The following is a 14,940-nucleotide window of genomic DNA, read 5'->3' as shown; positions in this document are numbered from 1 at the left end:
AATTAATAACACAAGTAGCAATGGATGAAGGACTAAGATTCGCAATAAGAGAAGGCGGAAGAACAGTAGGTTCAGGAGTTGTTACTAAGATAATTGGTTAATTTAAACTAAGATAGGACTGGGTTTCTAGACCTGGTCCTTTTATAAGGTTTAAATATTGGAAAATCTAAGCTTATTGACATAAATGTAAACTTGTGATAGATTATTTAAGTAATACACTGTGATAAGTATCGCGTTGGCGTTCTTATATAGCAAAGAGACGGAGGTGTAGATTGTGAGAGTTAAGGTAACATTAGCATGCACAGACTGCAAACAAAGAAATTATAATTCAATGAAAAACAAGAAAAATGATCCTGATAGACTAGAAATGAAGAAGTATTGTAAATTCTGCCACAAACATACACTTCACAGAGAAACAAAATAACACAGGTCTAGAAATTTTAAGGATGTGAATGAAATGGCTGTTAATGGTAATGTAAAACAAAATAATCAGTCCAAAGTAAATATTTTTACAAGGGCTTTTAGAACAATCAAGGCAGAGACTAAGAGAATAACTTGGGCTTCCAAAGATGAAGTAAAAAAAGCACTAGCAGCTGTAGCAACTTTCTGTGTTATTTATATGGTAGTAGTTGGAGTATTAGATTATGGTTTCAGCAACCTCTTCAAGTTGATTTTTAAATAAACTAAAAAGGAGGTAGGGATCAGTAAAATTACTATCCCTAAGATTATGGCAGAGAGAGCTAGATGGTATGTGGTTCACACATACTCTGGGTATGAGAATAAAGTTAAGGCAAACCTTGAAAAAACTGTAGAGAACAGAAATTTTCATGATTTAATACATGATATTCAAGTTCCTATGGAAGAACAGGTTGAAATCAAAGATGGCAAGAAAAAAGTTACCCTTAAGAAAATTTTTCCGGGGTATGTTCTTGTAAAGATGATAATGAATGATGACTCCTGGTATATTGTAAGAAATACCAGAGGAGTTACAGGATTTGTAGGTCCAGGGTCAAAACCTGTACCGCTTACCGATGAAGAGGTTGAAACTATGGGTGTTACAGAAAGACCTGTAGAAATTGATCTTGAGGTAGGAGAAACGATAAAAGTTGTATCTGGTCCTTTAGAAAACTTTATGGCTATTATTCAGGAAATTAATACTGAAAAGCATAAGTTAAAAGCTCTAGTTAATATGTTTGGCAGGGAAACCCCTGTAGAGCTTGAATATAACCAGGTAGAAAAACTTGATTAATGCTTATAAGACGAAGGGAAACCTAGGTCTTAATAAGTGGGAGGACTAAAGTCCGTATTACCACATTATAGGAGGTGTAAACTCATGGCTAAAAAAGTAACAGGAATGATTAAACTTCAGCTTCCTGCAGGAAAAGCAACTCCAGCACCACCAGTTGGTCCAGCACTTGGTCAACATGGTGTAAATATCATGGGATTTTGTAAGGAATTTAATGCAAAGACTGCAAATCAAGCAGGCTATATAATCCCAGTTGTTATTACAGTATATCAGGACAGAAGCTTTAGCTTTATACTAAAGACTCCTCCAGCAGCAGTTCTTTTAAAGAAAGCAGTTGGAATTGAGAGTGGTTCTGGAGTACCTAATAAGACAAAAGTTGCTAAGATAACTCAAGCACAGCTTAGAGTAATCGCAGAAACTAAAATGCCAGACTTAAATGCTGCATCTGTAGAAGCTGCAATGAGCATGATAGCTGGAACAGCTAGAAGTATGGGAATAGTTGTTGAAGACTAATTTTAAATTTAGAGTTTAATATCTACCAGCTTAAACGTAGATTTACGTTATCGGTGGGAGGTAAAAACCGTTAATACCACAAAGGAGGTTTAGCAAAATGGGAAAGAATTATATAGAGAGTGCTAAACTTGTTGACAAAAACGTTCTATACTCATCAGCTGAAGCTTTAGAGCTTGCTGTTAAGACATCAAAAGCTAAATTTGATGAAACTATAGAATTAGCTGTTAGACTTGGGGTAGATCCAAGACATGCAGATCAACAAGTTAGAGGAGCTGTTGTACTTCCTCATGGAACTGGTAAGTCAGTTAAGGTTTTAGTATTTGCTAAAGGTGATAAAGCTAAAGAAGCTGAAGCTGCAGGTGCTGAATTCGTAGGAGCTGAAGAACTAGTTGATAGAATTCAGAAAGAAAATTGGTTTGACTACGATGTAGTTGTTGCTACTCCAGATATGATGGGCGTAGTAGGAAGACTAGGTAGAGTACTTGGACCAAAGGGATTAATGCCAAACCCAAAATCAGGTACAGTAACTTTTGATGTTGCTAGAGCGATAGCTGAAATTAAAGCAGGTAAGGTTGAGTATAGAGTTGATAAAACTGCTATAATTCACGTACCAGTAGGAAAGAAGTCCTTTGGAGCAGAAAAGTTGGTTGAAAACTATCATTCAATGATGGAAGCTATAATAAAGGCTAAACCAGCTGCAGCAAAGGGTCAATATGTTAAGTCAGTATCAGTTTCTAGTACTATGGGACCTGGAATAAAAATTAATCCAGCTAAGGCATTAGATTAATATTGACACATACGAATACGTTTGATATAATATCAAACGTTGTAGTAAATAAATAAGTAAATATTCCGTAGACAGTAGGTGCTTAGGCATAAAGGGACTACCCAACCTACCGAGGATTCCAATATAAGTATTTAATTGGTCTCTTCGTGTCTACGGAGAGATTTTTAATTTTATAAGACAGTTCTAGACTGTGAGGAGGTGGACACACAGTGGGTAATAATTTAGACGTTAAAAAGGCTAAAGTTCTTGAAATAAAAGAAAAAATGGAAAAAGCTCAAGGTATGGTATTCGCTAAGTATCAAGGTTTAACAGTTGAAGAAGATACTGAATTAAGAAAGAAACTTAGAGAAGCAGGTATAGAATATAAAGTATATAAAAATACTTTAACAACATTAGCTGCTAAAGAACTTGGACTTGATGGAATAGTAAGCTTTTTAGAAGGACCTGTATCTGTAGCTTTTGGCTACGAGGAAGCTACTGCACCAGCAAGAGTTCTTAATGATTTTGCAAAAGCTCATAAGAAACTTGAATTAAAGGCTGGTATAGTTGAAGGAACTGTATTTGATGCTAAGGGAGTTGAAAAGTTAGCTTCAATACCATCAAGAGAAGTTCTTATCGCTCAGTTACTTGGAAGCTTCAAGGCTCCAGTATCAAATCTTGCTTACTTATTAAATGCAATTAAAGAAAAGAAAGAATCAGCTGAACAAGCTTAATTAAAATTTTGGAGGTGCTGTCAAAATGACAAGAGAAGAAATTATTCAAGCTATAAAAGAAATGACTGTTTTAGAATTAAACGACTTAGTTAAGGCATGTGAAGAAGAATTTGGTGTTAGTGCTGCTGCTCCTGTAGCAGTTGCTGGCGGAGCTGTTGCTGCTCCAGCTGCTGAAGAAAAAACTGAATTCGACGTAGTATTAGCAAGTGCTGGTGCTGAAAAGATAAAGGTTATAAAAGTTGTTAGAGAGTTAACTGGTCTTGGTCTAAAGGAAGCTAAAGAAGTAGTTGATGGAGCTCCTAAGACATTAAAAGAAGGCGTTGCTAAAGAAGAAGCTGAAGCAATAAAAGCTAAATTAGCTGAAGTTGGAGCAACTGTAGAAATAAAGTAATTTAACAATAAAAGAGGCGCTTTTCTAAAAAGTGCCTTTTTTTTATATATGTGTTGACATACACTTCTAATTATGGTAACATAATAAATTGCATTGATTTATATTAAAATCAATCAGTTGTAGTAATATTTATTACCAATATTACAAAAATATGAATTATTTTGACATTGTAGGTTATACTAATACGATGAATGATAAGAGCGTTTCCAAATGCACAAAGTCCTAGGGGATATTATGTGTTTTTGGTTATTTTTACTTTAAGCAAGGGGTGATAATCCATGGTACATCCTGTCCAAGTTGGAAAAAGAACAAGAATGAGCTTTTCCAAACTTAAAGAAGTAGCAGATATGCCAAATTTAATCGAGGTTCAGTTAGATTCTTATCAGTGGTTCTTAGATGAGGGACTACAAGAAGTGTTTGACGATATAAACCCGATAGCAGATTATACTGGCAATCTTGTACTTGAGTTTGTAGGGTATAAGCTTGATTTAGACAACATCAAGTATTCCGTTGAAGAGTGTAAGGAAAGAGATGCCACATATGCTGCACCATTAAAGGTTAAAGTTAGGTTACTAAACAAAGAGACTGGTGAAGTTAAAGAGCAAGAAGTTTTTATGGGAGATTTCCCTCTTATGACCGAACAAGGTACCTTTGTAATTAATGGAGCAGAAAGAGTCATTGTAAGTCAGCTGGTGAGATCACCAGGAGTTTACTATAGTTATTCAGTAGATAAAACAGGTAAAAAACTGTACGCTTCTACTGTTATTCCTAATAGAGGTGCATGGCTTGAATATGAAACTGACTCGAACGATGTAATATATGTAAGAATTGACAAAACTAGAAAGCTTCCTATAACTATACTTGCTAGAGCTATGGGTTATGGAAGTGACGCAGAGCTTACTACATTCTTTGGAGATGAAGAAAGACTTAGAGCTAGTATAGAAAAGGATAGCACTAAAACAAAAGAGGAAGCCTTATTAGAAATTTATAAAAGATTAAGACCAGGTGAGCCTCCAACGGTTGAAAGTGCAACATCACTTATAGATTCCTTATTCTTTGATGCAAAAAGATATGATTTGTCTAGAGTAGGAAGATATAAGTTCAATAAAAAATTAGCTTTAAATCTACGGATTGCAAACCAAATTTCAGCTAAGGATATTATTCACCCAATTACAGGTGAAATATTACTTCAAAAGGGCGAGAAAATTGATAGAGAAAAAGCTCTTGAAATTCAGGATGCAGGAATAAACTCTGTTGATATAGTTGTAGAAGATAAAGTTATTAGGGTAATTGGAAACTATTTTGTTAAGCTTAGCAAAGTAGTAGATTTTAATGTTGATGACCTTAACATTAGAGAACTTGTACACTATCCTACTTTAAAAGAGATACTTGATAATTTCAGTGATGAAAAAGTTATAAAAGAGGAAATTAAAAAGAACATACATAGATTAATTCCGAAACATATCATCAAGGATGATATCTATGCAACAATAAGTTATGAATTAGGATTGACCTATGGTGTTGGTCATGTTGATGATATAGATCATTTAGGAAACAGAAGGTTAAGATCTGTTGGAGAGTTATTGCAAAATCAGTTTAGAATTGGTTTATCCAGAATGGAAAGAGTAGTTAAAGAAAGAATGACTATTCAAGACCAAGAGATAATAACTCCACAGGCATTAATAAATATAAGACCAGTGGCAGCAGCTATAAAGGAGTTCTTCGGAAGTTCTCAGCTTTCACAATTCATGGATCAGACTAATCCATTGTCAGAGCTTACTCATAAAAGAAGACTTTCAGCTTTGGGACCTGGAGGATTGTCTAGAGAAAGAGCTGGATTTGAAGTAAGAGACGTTCACCATTCACATTATGGTAGAATGTGCCCAATAGAAACTCCAGAAGGTCCTAATATAGGCCTTATTAACTCACTTGCTACTTATGCTAGAGTAAATGAGTATGGATTCATTGAAAGTCCATATAGGTTAATTGATAAGAAGACTGGCATTATTACCAATGATATTATATATTTAACTGCAAATGAAGAAGATGAATATCTTGTTGCTCAATCTAATGAGCCAATAGATGAAGATGGAAAATTTGTAGATAAGAGAGTAACTGTTAGAGCACAAGAAGAAGTTATTGTTGTTCCTAGGGAAGATGTTGATCTTATGGATATATCACCTAGACAGTTAGTTTCTGTTGCTACAGCTATGATTCCGTTCCTTGAAAATGATGACGCCAGCCGTGCACTTATGGGTTCTAACATGCAGCGTCAAGCAGTTCCGTTATTAAAGGCAGCTGCTCCAATTGTTGGTACAGGAATAGAATTTAAAGCTGCAGTAGATTCTGGAGTTCTTCCTAAGGCTAAAAATGCAGGGGTAGTTACTTATGTCAGTGCAAATGAAGTAAGAGTAAGAAGAGATTCAGATGGAGGAATAGATACTTATAGACTTTTAAAGTTTAAAAGATCTAACCAAGGTACCTGTATTAATCAAAAGCCTATAGTTAATGGTGGCGAAAAAGTTGAAGTAGGTACAGTATTGGCAGATGGACCATCGACTGATTTAGGAGAAATAGCATTAGGTAAAAATATACTTATAGGTTTTATAACTTGGGAAGGTTATAACTATGAAGATGCTATGCTTATCTCAGAAAAATTAGTTGCTGAAGATGTATTTACATCAATTCATATTGAAGAGTATGAGGCAGAGTCAAGAGATACAAAACTCGGACCTGAAGAAATAACAAGAGATATTCCTAATGTTGGAGACGATGCTCTTAAAGATATAGATGAAAGAGGCATTATAAGAATAGGAGCAGAAGTTAGATCTGGAGACATCCTAGTAGGAAAAGTTACACCAAAAGGAGAAACAGAACTGACTGCTGAAGAAAGACTTCTACGTGCGATATTTGGTGAAAAAGCTAGAGAAGTTAGAGATACATCTCTTAGAGTTCCACACGGAGAAGCTGGTATAATAGTTGATGTTAAAGTGTTCACAAGAGAAAATGGAGATGAACTTCCTCCAGGTGTCAATAAACTCGTAAGATGCTATATTGCACAGAAGAGAAAAATATCTGTAGGAGACAAGATGGCAGGAAGACACGGTAACAAAGGTGTTATTTCGAGAGTGTTACCAGAAGAAGATATGCCATTCTTACCAGATGGAAGGCCACTTCAGATATGCTTAAATCCTCTTGGAGTTCCTTCTCGTATGAATATAGGTCAGGTACTTGAGGTTCATTTAGGATGGGCAGCAGCAAATTTAGGATGGCATATTGCAACACCTGTATTTGATGGTGCAACTGAAAGTGATATTAGAGAGTGCTTACAAAAAGCAGGATATGATTCAGATGGTAAGACTATGCTTTATGATGGAAGAACAGGAGAAGCATTCGATAATAGAGTAACTGTTGGATATATGTATATACTAAAGCTTGCTCACTTGGTTGACGATAAGATACATGCACGTTCAACAGGTCCATATTCATTAGTAACTCAACAGCCATTGGGTGGAAAAGCTCAATTTGGCGGACAGAGATTTGGTGAAATGGAAGTTTGGGCATTGGAAGCATATGGTGCAGCATATACTCTTCAAGAAATTCTAACTGTAAAATCAGACGATGTAGTAGGTAGAGTTAAGACCTATGAATCCATTGTTAAAGGTGAAAATATTCCAGAACCAGGGGTTCCTGAATCCTTCAAGGTTCTTATTAAGGAATTGCAGGCTCTGTGCTTAGATGTAAAGGTGCTTAATGATGATAACCAAGAAGTTAAGCTAAAGGAATCTGTAGAAGAGGAATTAGAGGAGTTAGAGGTTAATATTGAAGGAACTGAAGATATAATTCCACCAGCTCCAACAGAAGAATATATTGAGACAGATGACGACGTGGAGGAAGATGTTGAATTAGATTATGACGATCTTCCACTAGATAGCTTTGATGAGGAATTAGAGCTTGATGATTTTAATGATGAACACTAATTATGAAGGGAGGATGTACCCTTGTTTGAATTAGATAATTTTGATGCAATACAAATTGGATTGGCTTCACCAGAAAAGATTAGAGAATGGTCAAGAGGTGAAGTTAAGAAACCTGAAACTATTAATTATAGAACATTAAAACCAGAAAGAGATGGTTTGTTCTGTGAAAGAATTTTTGGACCACAGAAGGATTGGGAATGTCACTGTGGAAAGTACAAGAGAGTAAGATATAAGGGTATCGTTTGTGATAGATGTGGAGTTGAAGTTACAAAGGCTAAAGTAAGACGTGAGAGAATGGGGCATATTGAACTTGCTGCCCCTGTATCTCATATTTGGTATTTTAAAGGAATACCTTCACGTATGGGACTTATTCTTGATATGTCACCAAGAGCTTTAGAAAAAATTCTTTACTTTGCATCCTACGTAGTTTTGGACCCAAAAGAAACACCGTTATTAAAGAAGCAGCTTTTAAGTGAAAAAGAATATAGGGAAGCTGTAGACAAATATGGTGATACTAGCTTTACAGCTGGAATGGGAGCTGAATCAGTAAAGATTCTTCTTCAAGAAATTGATTTAGAATTAATGTCTGAGGAGCTTAAGAAAGAACTTAAAGATGCAAATGGACAAAAAAGAATAAGAATAATCAGAAGACTAGAAGTTGTAGAATCATTTAGAAAATCAGGCAATAGACCAGAATGGATGATTGTAGATGTTATTCCTGTTATACCACCAGATTTAAGGCCGATGGTTCAATTAGATGGTGGTAGGTTTGCAACATCAGACTTAAATGATCTATATAGAAGAGTTATAAATAGAAATAATAGATTAAAAAAGCTTCTTGATTTAGGAGCACCTGATATAATTGTTAGAAATGAAAAGAGAATGCTACAGGAAGCAGTAGATGCTTTGATAGACAACGGAAGAAGAGGGAGACCTGTAACTGGACCTGGAAATAGACCTCTAAAATCGCTTTCAGATATGCTTAAAGGTAAGCAGGGAAGATTTAGACAGAATCTTCTTGGTAAGCGTGTAGACTACTCTGGACGTTCTGTTATAGTTGTTGGTCCTGAACTTAAAATGTATCAGTGTGGTCTTCCTAAGGAAATGGCACTTGAGTTATTTAAACCGTTTGTTATGAAAAAGCTTGTTGAGAGCGGAGTTGCTCATAATATAAAGAGTGCAAAGAGAATGGTTGAAAGAGTTCAAGCTGAAGTTTGGGATGTGCTTGAAGAAGTTATCGAACATCATCCAGTTCTTTTAAACCGTGCTCCTACTCTTCATAGATTAGGAATACAGGCATTCCAGCCTATACTAGTAGAAGGAAGAGCTATAAAGCTTCATCCTCTTGTATGTACAGCTTATAATGCAGACTTTGATGGTGACCAGATGGCTGTACACGTACCGTTATCTGTAGAAGCTCAGGCAGAAGCAAGATTCTTAATGCTAGCTGCTAATAATATATTAAAACCATCGGATGGTAAGCCAGTTTGCGTGCCTACTCAAGATATGGTTCTTGGTTCATACTATTTAACAATGGATAAAGATGGAGCTAAAGGTGAAGGAAGAGCATTTTCATCTGTTGATGAAGTTCTTATGGCATATCAACTTGGAGAGTTGGAGCTTCATGCTAAAATAAAAGTTAAGATGACTAAGGAAGTAGACGGAGTAGAGAGAAGTGGCGTTATTGATACTACTGCTGGTAAAATTATTTTCAATGAATCAATTCCACAAGAACTTGGATTCGTTGATAGAAGCTTACCGGAAAATGAATTCAAGCTTGAAGTTGATTTCCTTGTAAACAAGAAAACCTTAGGTAACATTATAGATAAATGTTATATGAAATATGGTACTAGTGCTACTTCTATCATGCTTGATAACATAAAGGCAAAGGGATATCATTATTCTTGTATTGGAGCTACAACTGTTTCAACATCGGATATGATAGTTCCAGAAGAAAAGAAAGCATTACTTGCTGATGCTGATGCTGCAGTTGACAAAATTGAAAAGATGTATAGAAGAGGCTTTATTTCAGAAGAAGAAAGATATGAAAGAGTTATAGAAAAGTGGACTAAGACAACTGAAGATGTTGCTGATGCTCTTATGAATAGTTTGGATAAGTTTAATCCAATATTCATGATGGCTGACTCAGGCGCCAGAGGTTCTAAGAGCCAAATTAAACAGCTTGCTGGTATGAGAGGTCTTATGGCAAACCCATCTGGTAAGATTATAGAACTTCCTATTAGAGCATCATTTAGAGAAGGTCTAGATGTGTTACAGTACTTCATTTCTACGCATGGTGCTAGAAAGGGTAATGCAGATACAGCTCTTAAGACTGCTGACTCTGGATACTTAACTAGAAGACTTGTTGATGTAAGCCAAGATGTAATAGTAAGAAGCGAAGATTGTGGTGCCACTGAGGGATATGAAGTTTCACAAATAAGAGAAGGTAACGAAGTTATTGAGGCTCTAAGTGAAAGACTTACTGGTAGATATAGCGCTGAGGATATAATTAATCCAGAAACAGGAGAAATTATAGTGCCAAGAGACATTTACATTGATGATAAAATGGCTGAGAAAGTTGAAAATGCTGGTGTTAAAAAAGTAAAAATAAGATCAGTATTTACTTGTAAAGCTAAATTTGGAGTTTGTGCTAAATGCTATGGTATGAATATGGCGACCGCTCAAAAAATAAATAATGGTGAAGCGGTAGGTATTGTAGCAGCTCAGTCTATCGGTGAACCTGGAACTCAGCTTACAATGAGAACATTCCATACTGGTGGTGTTGCAGGAGCAGATATAACTCAAGGTTTACCTAGAGTTGAAGAATTATTTGAAGCTAGAAAACCTAAAGGACTTGCAATTGTAAGTGAAGTTGCAGGTACAGTACGAGTTGAAGAAACTAAGAAGAAGAGAATAGTTTTTGTTACTACTGAAGCAGGAGAAGAAGTAAGTTATGATATACCATTCGGATCAAGATTAAGAGTTAGCAATGGAGATGTTATAGCTGCTGGGGACGAAGTAACAGAAGGTTCAGTTAACCCACATGACGTTCTTAGAATTAAGGGAGTTCAAGGAGTTAAAAATTATCTTCTTTCTGAAGTTCAAAAGGTTTATAGACTTCAGGGTGTTGATATTAACGATAAGCATCTTGAGGTAGTTGTAAGACAAATGACTAGAAAAATTAAAATAGAAGAATCTGGAGATACTGAGTTACTTCCAGGAACAATGATTGATATATTTGATTACAATGAAGAAAATGCTAGAGTAGAAGCAATTGGCGGAAAACCAGCAGTTGGAAATGTTGCACTGCTTGGAATAACAAAAGCTGCTCTTGCTACAGATTCCTTCTTGTCAGCAGCATCTTTCCAGGAAACTACAAGAGTACTTACAGATGCTGCCATTAAAGGTAAAATTGATCCTTTAGTAGGACTTAAGGAAAATGTACTTATTGGTAAATTGATACCTGCAGGTACCGGTATGACTCGTTACAGATCAATAAAAATAAATACTGAAGATAGTAATTCAGATTTAGAAACTGCTGTAGAAATGTAAGATTATTATAAGTTTATTGACAGAACAGTTTCAAAATGATAAAATACAATTTGTGTGATTTCAATGGGATGTAAGTTTAATACTTATATCCCTATGAAATTGTATTTAGGGGGTTTCACTATGGTAGAAAGACTATTAGGCAAGAAAGTAGTTGGAATTAAACAGAGCTTAAAAGCAATAAATAATGACGAAGTCAAATCATTATATGTAGCAAGTGATGCAGATATAAAATTAATTGAGCCTGTTTTAAAGCTAGCACAGCAAAATTCCCTAGAAATTAACTATGTGAAAACCATGAAAGACTTAGGTAAGCTTTGCGGTATAGATGTTGGAGCTGCAACAGCAGTATTGCTTAAGGATTAGTAGCTACGTATGCTTGTAACTAAATTTATATAGCATAAAATCAAAAGGAGGTGTAAATATGCCAACTATTAGCCAATTAGTAAGAAAAGGCAGAAAAGACGTTGAAACAAAATCAACAGCACCAGCATTAAAGGGAAGTCCTCAGAAAAGAGGGGTATGTACAGTAGTTAAAACTACAACTCCTAAGAAGCCTAACTCAGCGCTTAGAAAAATTGCAAAGGTTAGACTTACAAATGGATATGAAGTATTAGCTTATATCCCAGGTGTAGGACATAACTTACAAGAGCACAGCGTTGTTCTTATAAGAGGTGGAAGAGTAAAAGACCTTCCTGGTGTTAGGTACCACATTGTCAGAGGAGCTTTAGACTCATCTGGAGTAGCTAACAGAATGCAAAGTAGATCAAAATACGGTGCAAAGAGACCTAAGAAAAAATAGTCTCTTAATAAGATAGTGCTACGTCTTCAGCATTCATATATAGATTATATTTTATTCATATAAATGAACAAATGAAGTACTGAGCGCTTGTCGGCAAAATTATGTCGAGTACCAATGAACTTAAATATTAAATGTTAAGGAGGGAAGAAAAGTGCCAAGAAAAGGATATATAGCTAAAAGAGATGTACTACCAGATCCAATGTACAATAGCAAAGTTGTTACAAAGCTTATAAACAACTTAATGCTAGATGGTAAAAGAGGGGTAGCTCAAAAGGTTACTTATGATGCGTTTGCTTTAATGGCAGAAAGAACAGGAAAAGATGCCCTAGAAGTTTTTGAAGCAGCAATGAATAACATAATGCCACTACTTGAGGTAAAAGCAAGAAGAATAGGTGGAGCTACTTATCAGGTTCCTATGGAAGTTAGACCAGAAAGAAGACAGACTTTAGGAATAAGACATTTACTTGATGCAACTAGAAAAAGAGGCGAAAAGTATATGTATCTTAAACTAGCTGGAGAATTAATGGATGCTGCTAACAACACAGGAGCTGCTGTTAAGAAGAGAGAAGATATGCATAAGATGGCTGAAGCGAATAAAGCTTTTGCTCATTACAGATATTAATATAGGAACTGTTTTGGCTTTGCCAAAACAGTTTTATAAAATTTAGACTATGAATAAATTATGAACATCGAGAGGAGGAAAAAAGCGTGGCTAGACAGTTTCCTTTAGAAAAGTTTAGAAACATAGGTATAATGGCTCACATAGACGCAGGTAAAACAACTACAACTGAACGTGTATTGTTTTATACTGGTAGAACCCATAAAATTGGTGAGGTTCACGAGGGTGCAGCTACAATGGACTGGATGGTTCAGGAGCAAGAAAGAGGTATAACTATTACTTCTGCTGCAACTACAGCCCAATGGAAAGGTCATGCAATAAACATTATTGATACACCAGGACACGTAGACTTTACAGTAGAGGTTGAAAGATCTTTAAGAGTACTTGATGGTGCTGTTACAGTTCTTGATGCAAAGAGTGGTGTTGAACCACAAACTGAAACTGTATGGAGACAGGCAGATAAGTATGGAGTACCAAGAATGGTATATGTAAACAAAATGGATGCAACAGGAGCTGATTTCTTCCGTTGTGTTGCTACTTTAAGAGAAAGATTAAAGGCAAATGCAGTTCCAATACAAATACCAATTGGCCAAGAATCAGAATTTGTTGGTATGGTAGATTTGATTAGAAATGTTGCTATACTACATAAGAATGACCTTGGTACTGAAATTGAAGAAACAGAAATACCAGCTAACCTTAAGGATCAAGCTGAAGAATACAGAGCAGCAATGGTAGAAGCAATTGCTGATACTGATGAAGAACTAATGATGAAGTATCTTGATGGTGAAGAAATAACTGAAGAAGAGTTACATATTGCTCTTAGAAATGCAGTTATTTCTAACAGTATAGTTCCAGTAATATGCGGATCATCATATAAGAACAAAGGTGTTCAAGAAATGCTTGATGCAGTTGTTGCATACATGCCATCACCTTTAGATATCGCTGCAATCAAAGGGGTAAATCCTGATAATAATACAGAAGATGAACGACCAGCAGATGATAATGCTCCTATGGCAGCATTAGCATTTAAGATTGCAACTGACCCATTTGTTGGAAGACTTGCATTTACAAGAGTATATTCAGGTATTATGGTAAGTGGTACTTATGTGCTTAATTCAACAAAGGGCAAAAAAGAAAGAATTGGTAGACTTGTTAAAATGCATGCTAACCATAGAGAAGATGTAGAAGAATTACGTGCGGGTGATTTAGGCGCGATAGTTGGATTAAAGGATACTACTACAGGAGATACTTTATGTGTAGATACTAATCCAATAATTCTTGAGAAAATGGAATTCCCAGAACCAGTTATAGATGTAGCTATTGAGCCAAAGACTAAAGCTGGTCAAGAAAAGATGGGTCTTGCACTTGCTAAACTTGCAGAAGAAGATCCGACATTTAGAACTCATACTGACCAAGAAACAGGTCAAACAATTATTTCTGGTATGGGTGAACTTCATCTTGAAATCATCGTTGATAGACTTCAAAGAGAGTTTAAAGTTGAATGTAACGTTGGTAAGCCACAAGTTGCATATAAAGAAACTATACGTAAAGCTGTTAAGGCTGAAGGTAAGTTTGTTAGACAATCAGGTGGACGTGGACAATACGGACACTGCTGGATAGAAATGATTCCAACTGAAGGCGAATATGTATTTGAAAATGCTATAGTTGGTGGTGCTATACCAAGAGAGTATATCTCACCAATTGATAATGGTATTAGAGAAGCAGCTCAAAGTGGTATACTTGGTGGATATCAAGTTATGAACTTTAAAATTAGATTATATGATGGTTCTTACCATGATGTAGACTCATCAGAAATGGCATTTAAGATTGCAGGATCTATGGCGTTTAAAAATGCTATGGCTAAAGCTGATCCAGTATTACTTGAGCCAGTGGAAAAAGTTGAAGTAACTGTTCCTGAAGAATATATGGGAGACGTTATAGGAGACTTAAATTCCAGAAGAGGTAGAATAGAAGGCATGGAAGAAAGATCAGGAGCTCAAATTATAAGATCATTCGTTCCGCTTTCAGAAATGTTTGGATATGCTACAGTTCTTAGATCAAGAACTCAAGGTAGAGGAGTTTATTCAATGGAATTCGATCATTTTGAAGAAGTTCCAAAGAGTATCCAAGAACAAGTCGTAGGAAGTAAACAAAAATAGTAAAAATTATAGTTTAAGCATAAGCTAAGATTTTAGCTTTTGCTTAAATACATATTAGATATATTAAGGAGGAACAAAAAAATGGCAAAGTCAAAATTTGAAAGAAACAAACCTCACGTTAATATTGGAACAATAGGACACGTAGACCACGGTAAGACAACATTAACAGCAGCAATAACAA

General features: G+C 35.6%; 15 protein-coding genes and 1 other annotated feature. All 15 genes read left to right on the top strand.

The annotated features are described in order from the left end of the window. A partial coding sequence (locus tag JK636_RS23305) for an EF-Tu C-terminal domain-related protein (protein WP_476727384.1) occupies positions 1 to 101 on the top strand: 101 nt, incomplete at its 5' end. A gap of 173 nt (positions 102 to 274) precedes the next feature. Further along, positions 275 to 424 (top strand): 50S ribosomal protein L33, encoded by a 150-nt coding sequence (rpmG, locus tag JK636_RS23300; protein ID WP_021654975.1) that lies wholly within the window; start codon positions 275 to 277, stop codon positions 422 to 424. A gap of 33 nt (positions 425 to 457) precedes the next feature. After that, the gene (gene secE / locus JK636_RS23295) at positions 458 to 682 is read left to right on the top strand and encodes a preprotein translocase subunit SecE (protein WP_202751418.1); all 225 of its coding nucleotides are present in this window, start codon (positions 458 to 460) and stop codon (positions 680 to 682) included. A gap of 45 nt (positions 683 to 727) precedes the next feature. After that, positions 728 to 1,249: a transcription termination/antitermination protein NusG gene (nusG, locus tag JK636_RS23290; protein WP_202751417.1), complete on the top strand. Its 522-nt coding sequence runs from the start codon at positions 728 to 730 to the stop codon at positions 1,247 to 1,249. A gap of 84 nt (positions 1,250 to 1,333) precedes the next feature. Further along, positions 1,334 to 1,759 (top strand): 50S ribosomal protein L11, encoded by a 426-nt coding sequence (gene rplK, locus JK636_RS23285; RefSeq protein ID WP_202751416.1) that lies wholly within the window; start codon positions 1,334 to 1,336, stop codon positions 1,757 to 1,759. Between the two features lie 97 nt (positions 1,760 to 1,856). Next, complete coding sequence (rplA, locus tag JK636_RS23280; protein ID WP_202751415.1) at positions 1,857 to 2,546, top strand: 50S ribosomal protein L1; 690 nt, start codon at positions 1,857 to 1,859, stop codon at positions 2,544 to 2,546. A gap of 47 nt (positions 2,547 to 2,593) precedes the next feature. Next, positions 2,594 to 2,722 (top strand) — a sequence feature (ribosomal protein L10 leader region). A 33-nt stretch (positions 2,723 to 2,755) separates the two neighbouring features. Further along, on the top strand, positions 2,756 to 3,259 hold the full coding sequence (rplJ, locus tag JK636_RS23275; RefSeq protein ID WP_202751414.1) for a 50S ribosomal protein L10: 504 nt from the start codon (positions 2,756 to 2,758) through the stop codon (positions 3,257 to 3,259). A gap of 25 nt (positions 3,260 to 3,284) precedes the next feature. Further along, positions 3,285 to 3,650 carry a 50S ribosomal protein L7/L12 gene (gene rplL / locus JK636_RS23270; RefSeq protein WP_202751413.1) on the top strand — a complete coding sequence of 122 codons (366 nt, stop codon included), beginning with the start codon at positions 3,285 to 3,287 and terminating at the stop codon, positions 3,648 to 3,650. Between the two features lie 278 nt (positions 3,651 to 3,928). After that, on the top strand, positions 3,929 to 7,630 hold the full coding sequence (gene rpoB / locus JK636_RS23265) for a DNA-directed RNA polymerase subunit beta (protein ID WP_202751412.1): 3,702 nt from the start codon (positions 3,929 to 3,931) through the stop codon (positions 7,628 to 7,630). Between the two features lie 21 nt (positions 7,631 to 7,651). Then, positions 7,652 to 11,182, top strand: a complete 3,531-nt coding sequence (gene rpoC / locus JK636_RS23260) for a DNA-directed RNA polymerase subunit beta' (protein WP_202751411.1) — start codon at positions 7,652 to 7,654, stop codon at positions 11,180 to 11,182. Between the two features lie 120 nt (positions 11,183 to 11,302). Then, on the top strand, positions 11,303 to 11,545 hold the full coding sequence (locus tag JK636_RS23255) for a ribosomal L7Ae/L30e/S12e/Gadd45 family protein (RefSeq protein ID WP_202751410.1): 243 nt from the start codon (positions 11,303 to 11,305) through the stop codon (positions 11,543 to 11,545). Between the two features lie 58 nt (positions 11,546 to 11,603). Next, positions 11,604 to 11,981 carry a 30S ribosomal protein S12 gene (gene rpsL, locus JK636_RS23250; RefSeq protein WP_202751409.1) on the top strand — a complete coding sequence of 126 codons (378 nt, stop codon included), beginning with the start codon at positions 11,604 to 11,606 and terminating at the stop codon, positions 11,979 to 11,981. A 151-nt stretch (positions 11,982 to 12,132) separates the two neighbouring features. Next, positions 12,133 to 12,603: a 30S ribosomal protein S7 gene (gene rpsG, locus JK636_RS23245; protein ID WP_202751408.1), complete on the top strand. Its 471-nt coding sequence runs from the start codon at positions 12,133 to 12,135 to the stop codon at positions 12,601 to 12,603. Between the two features lie 86 nt (positions 12,604 to 12,689). After that, a complete protein-coding gene (gene fusA, locus JK636_RS23240) occupies positions 12,690 to 14,759 on the top strand; it encodes an elongation factor G (RefSeq protein ID WP_202751407.1) in 2,070 nt (689 codons plus the stop codon). A gap of 81 nt (positions 14,760 to 14,840) precedes the next feature. Then, positions 14,841 to 14,940: GTP-binding protein (locus JK636_RS23235; RefSeq protein WP_202751192.1), on the top strand; the 100-nt coding region annotated here is incomplete at its 3' end.

Source organism: Clostridium rhizosphaerae, from assembly GCF_016765585.1.
In the GTDB taxonomy this organism is placed as follows: domain Bacteria; phylum Bacillota; class Clostridia; order Clostridiales; family Clostridiaceae; genus Clostridium_AT; species Clostridium_AT rhizosphaerae.
The sequence above is the reverse complement of the archived record's forward strand: the minus strand, read 5'-3'. Positions and strand labels throughout refer to the sequence as shown.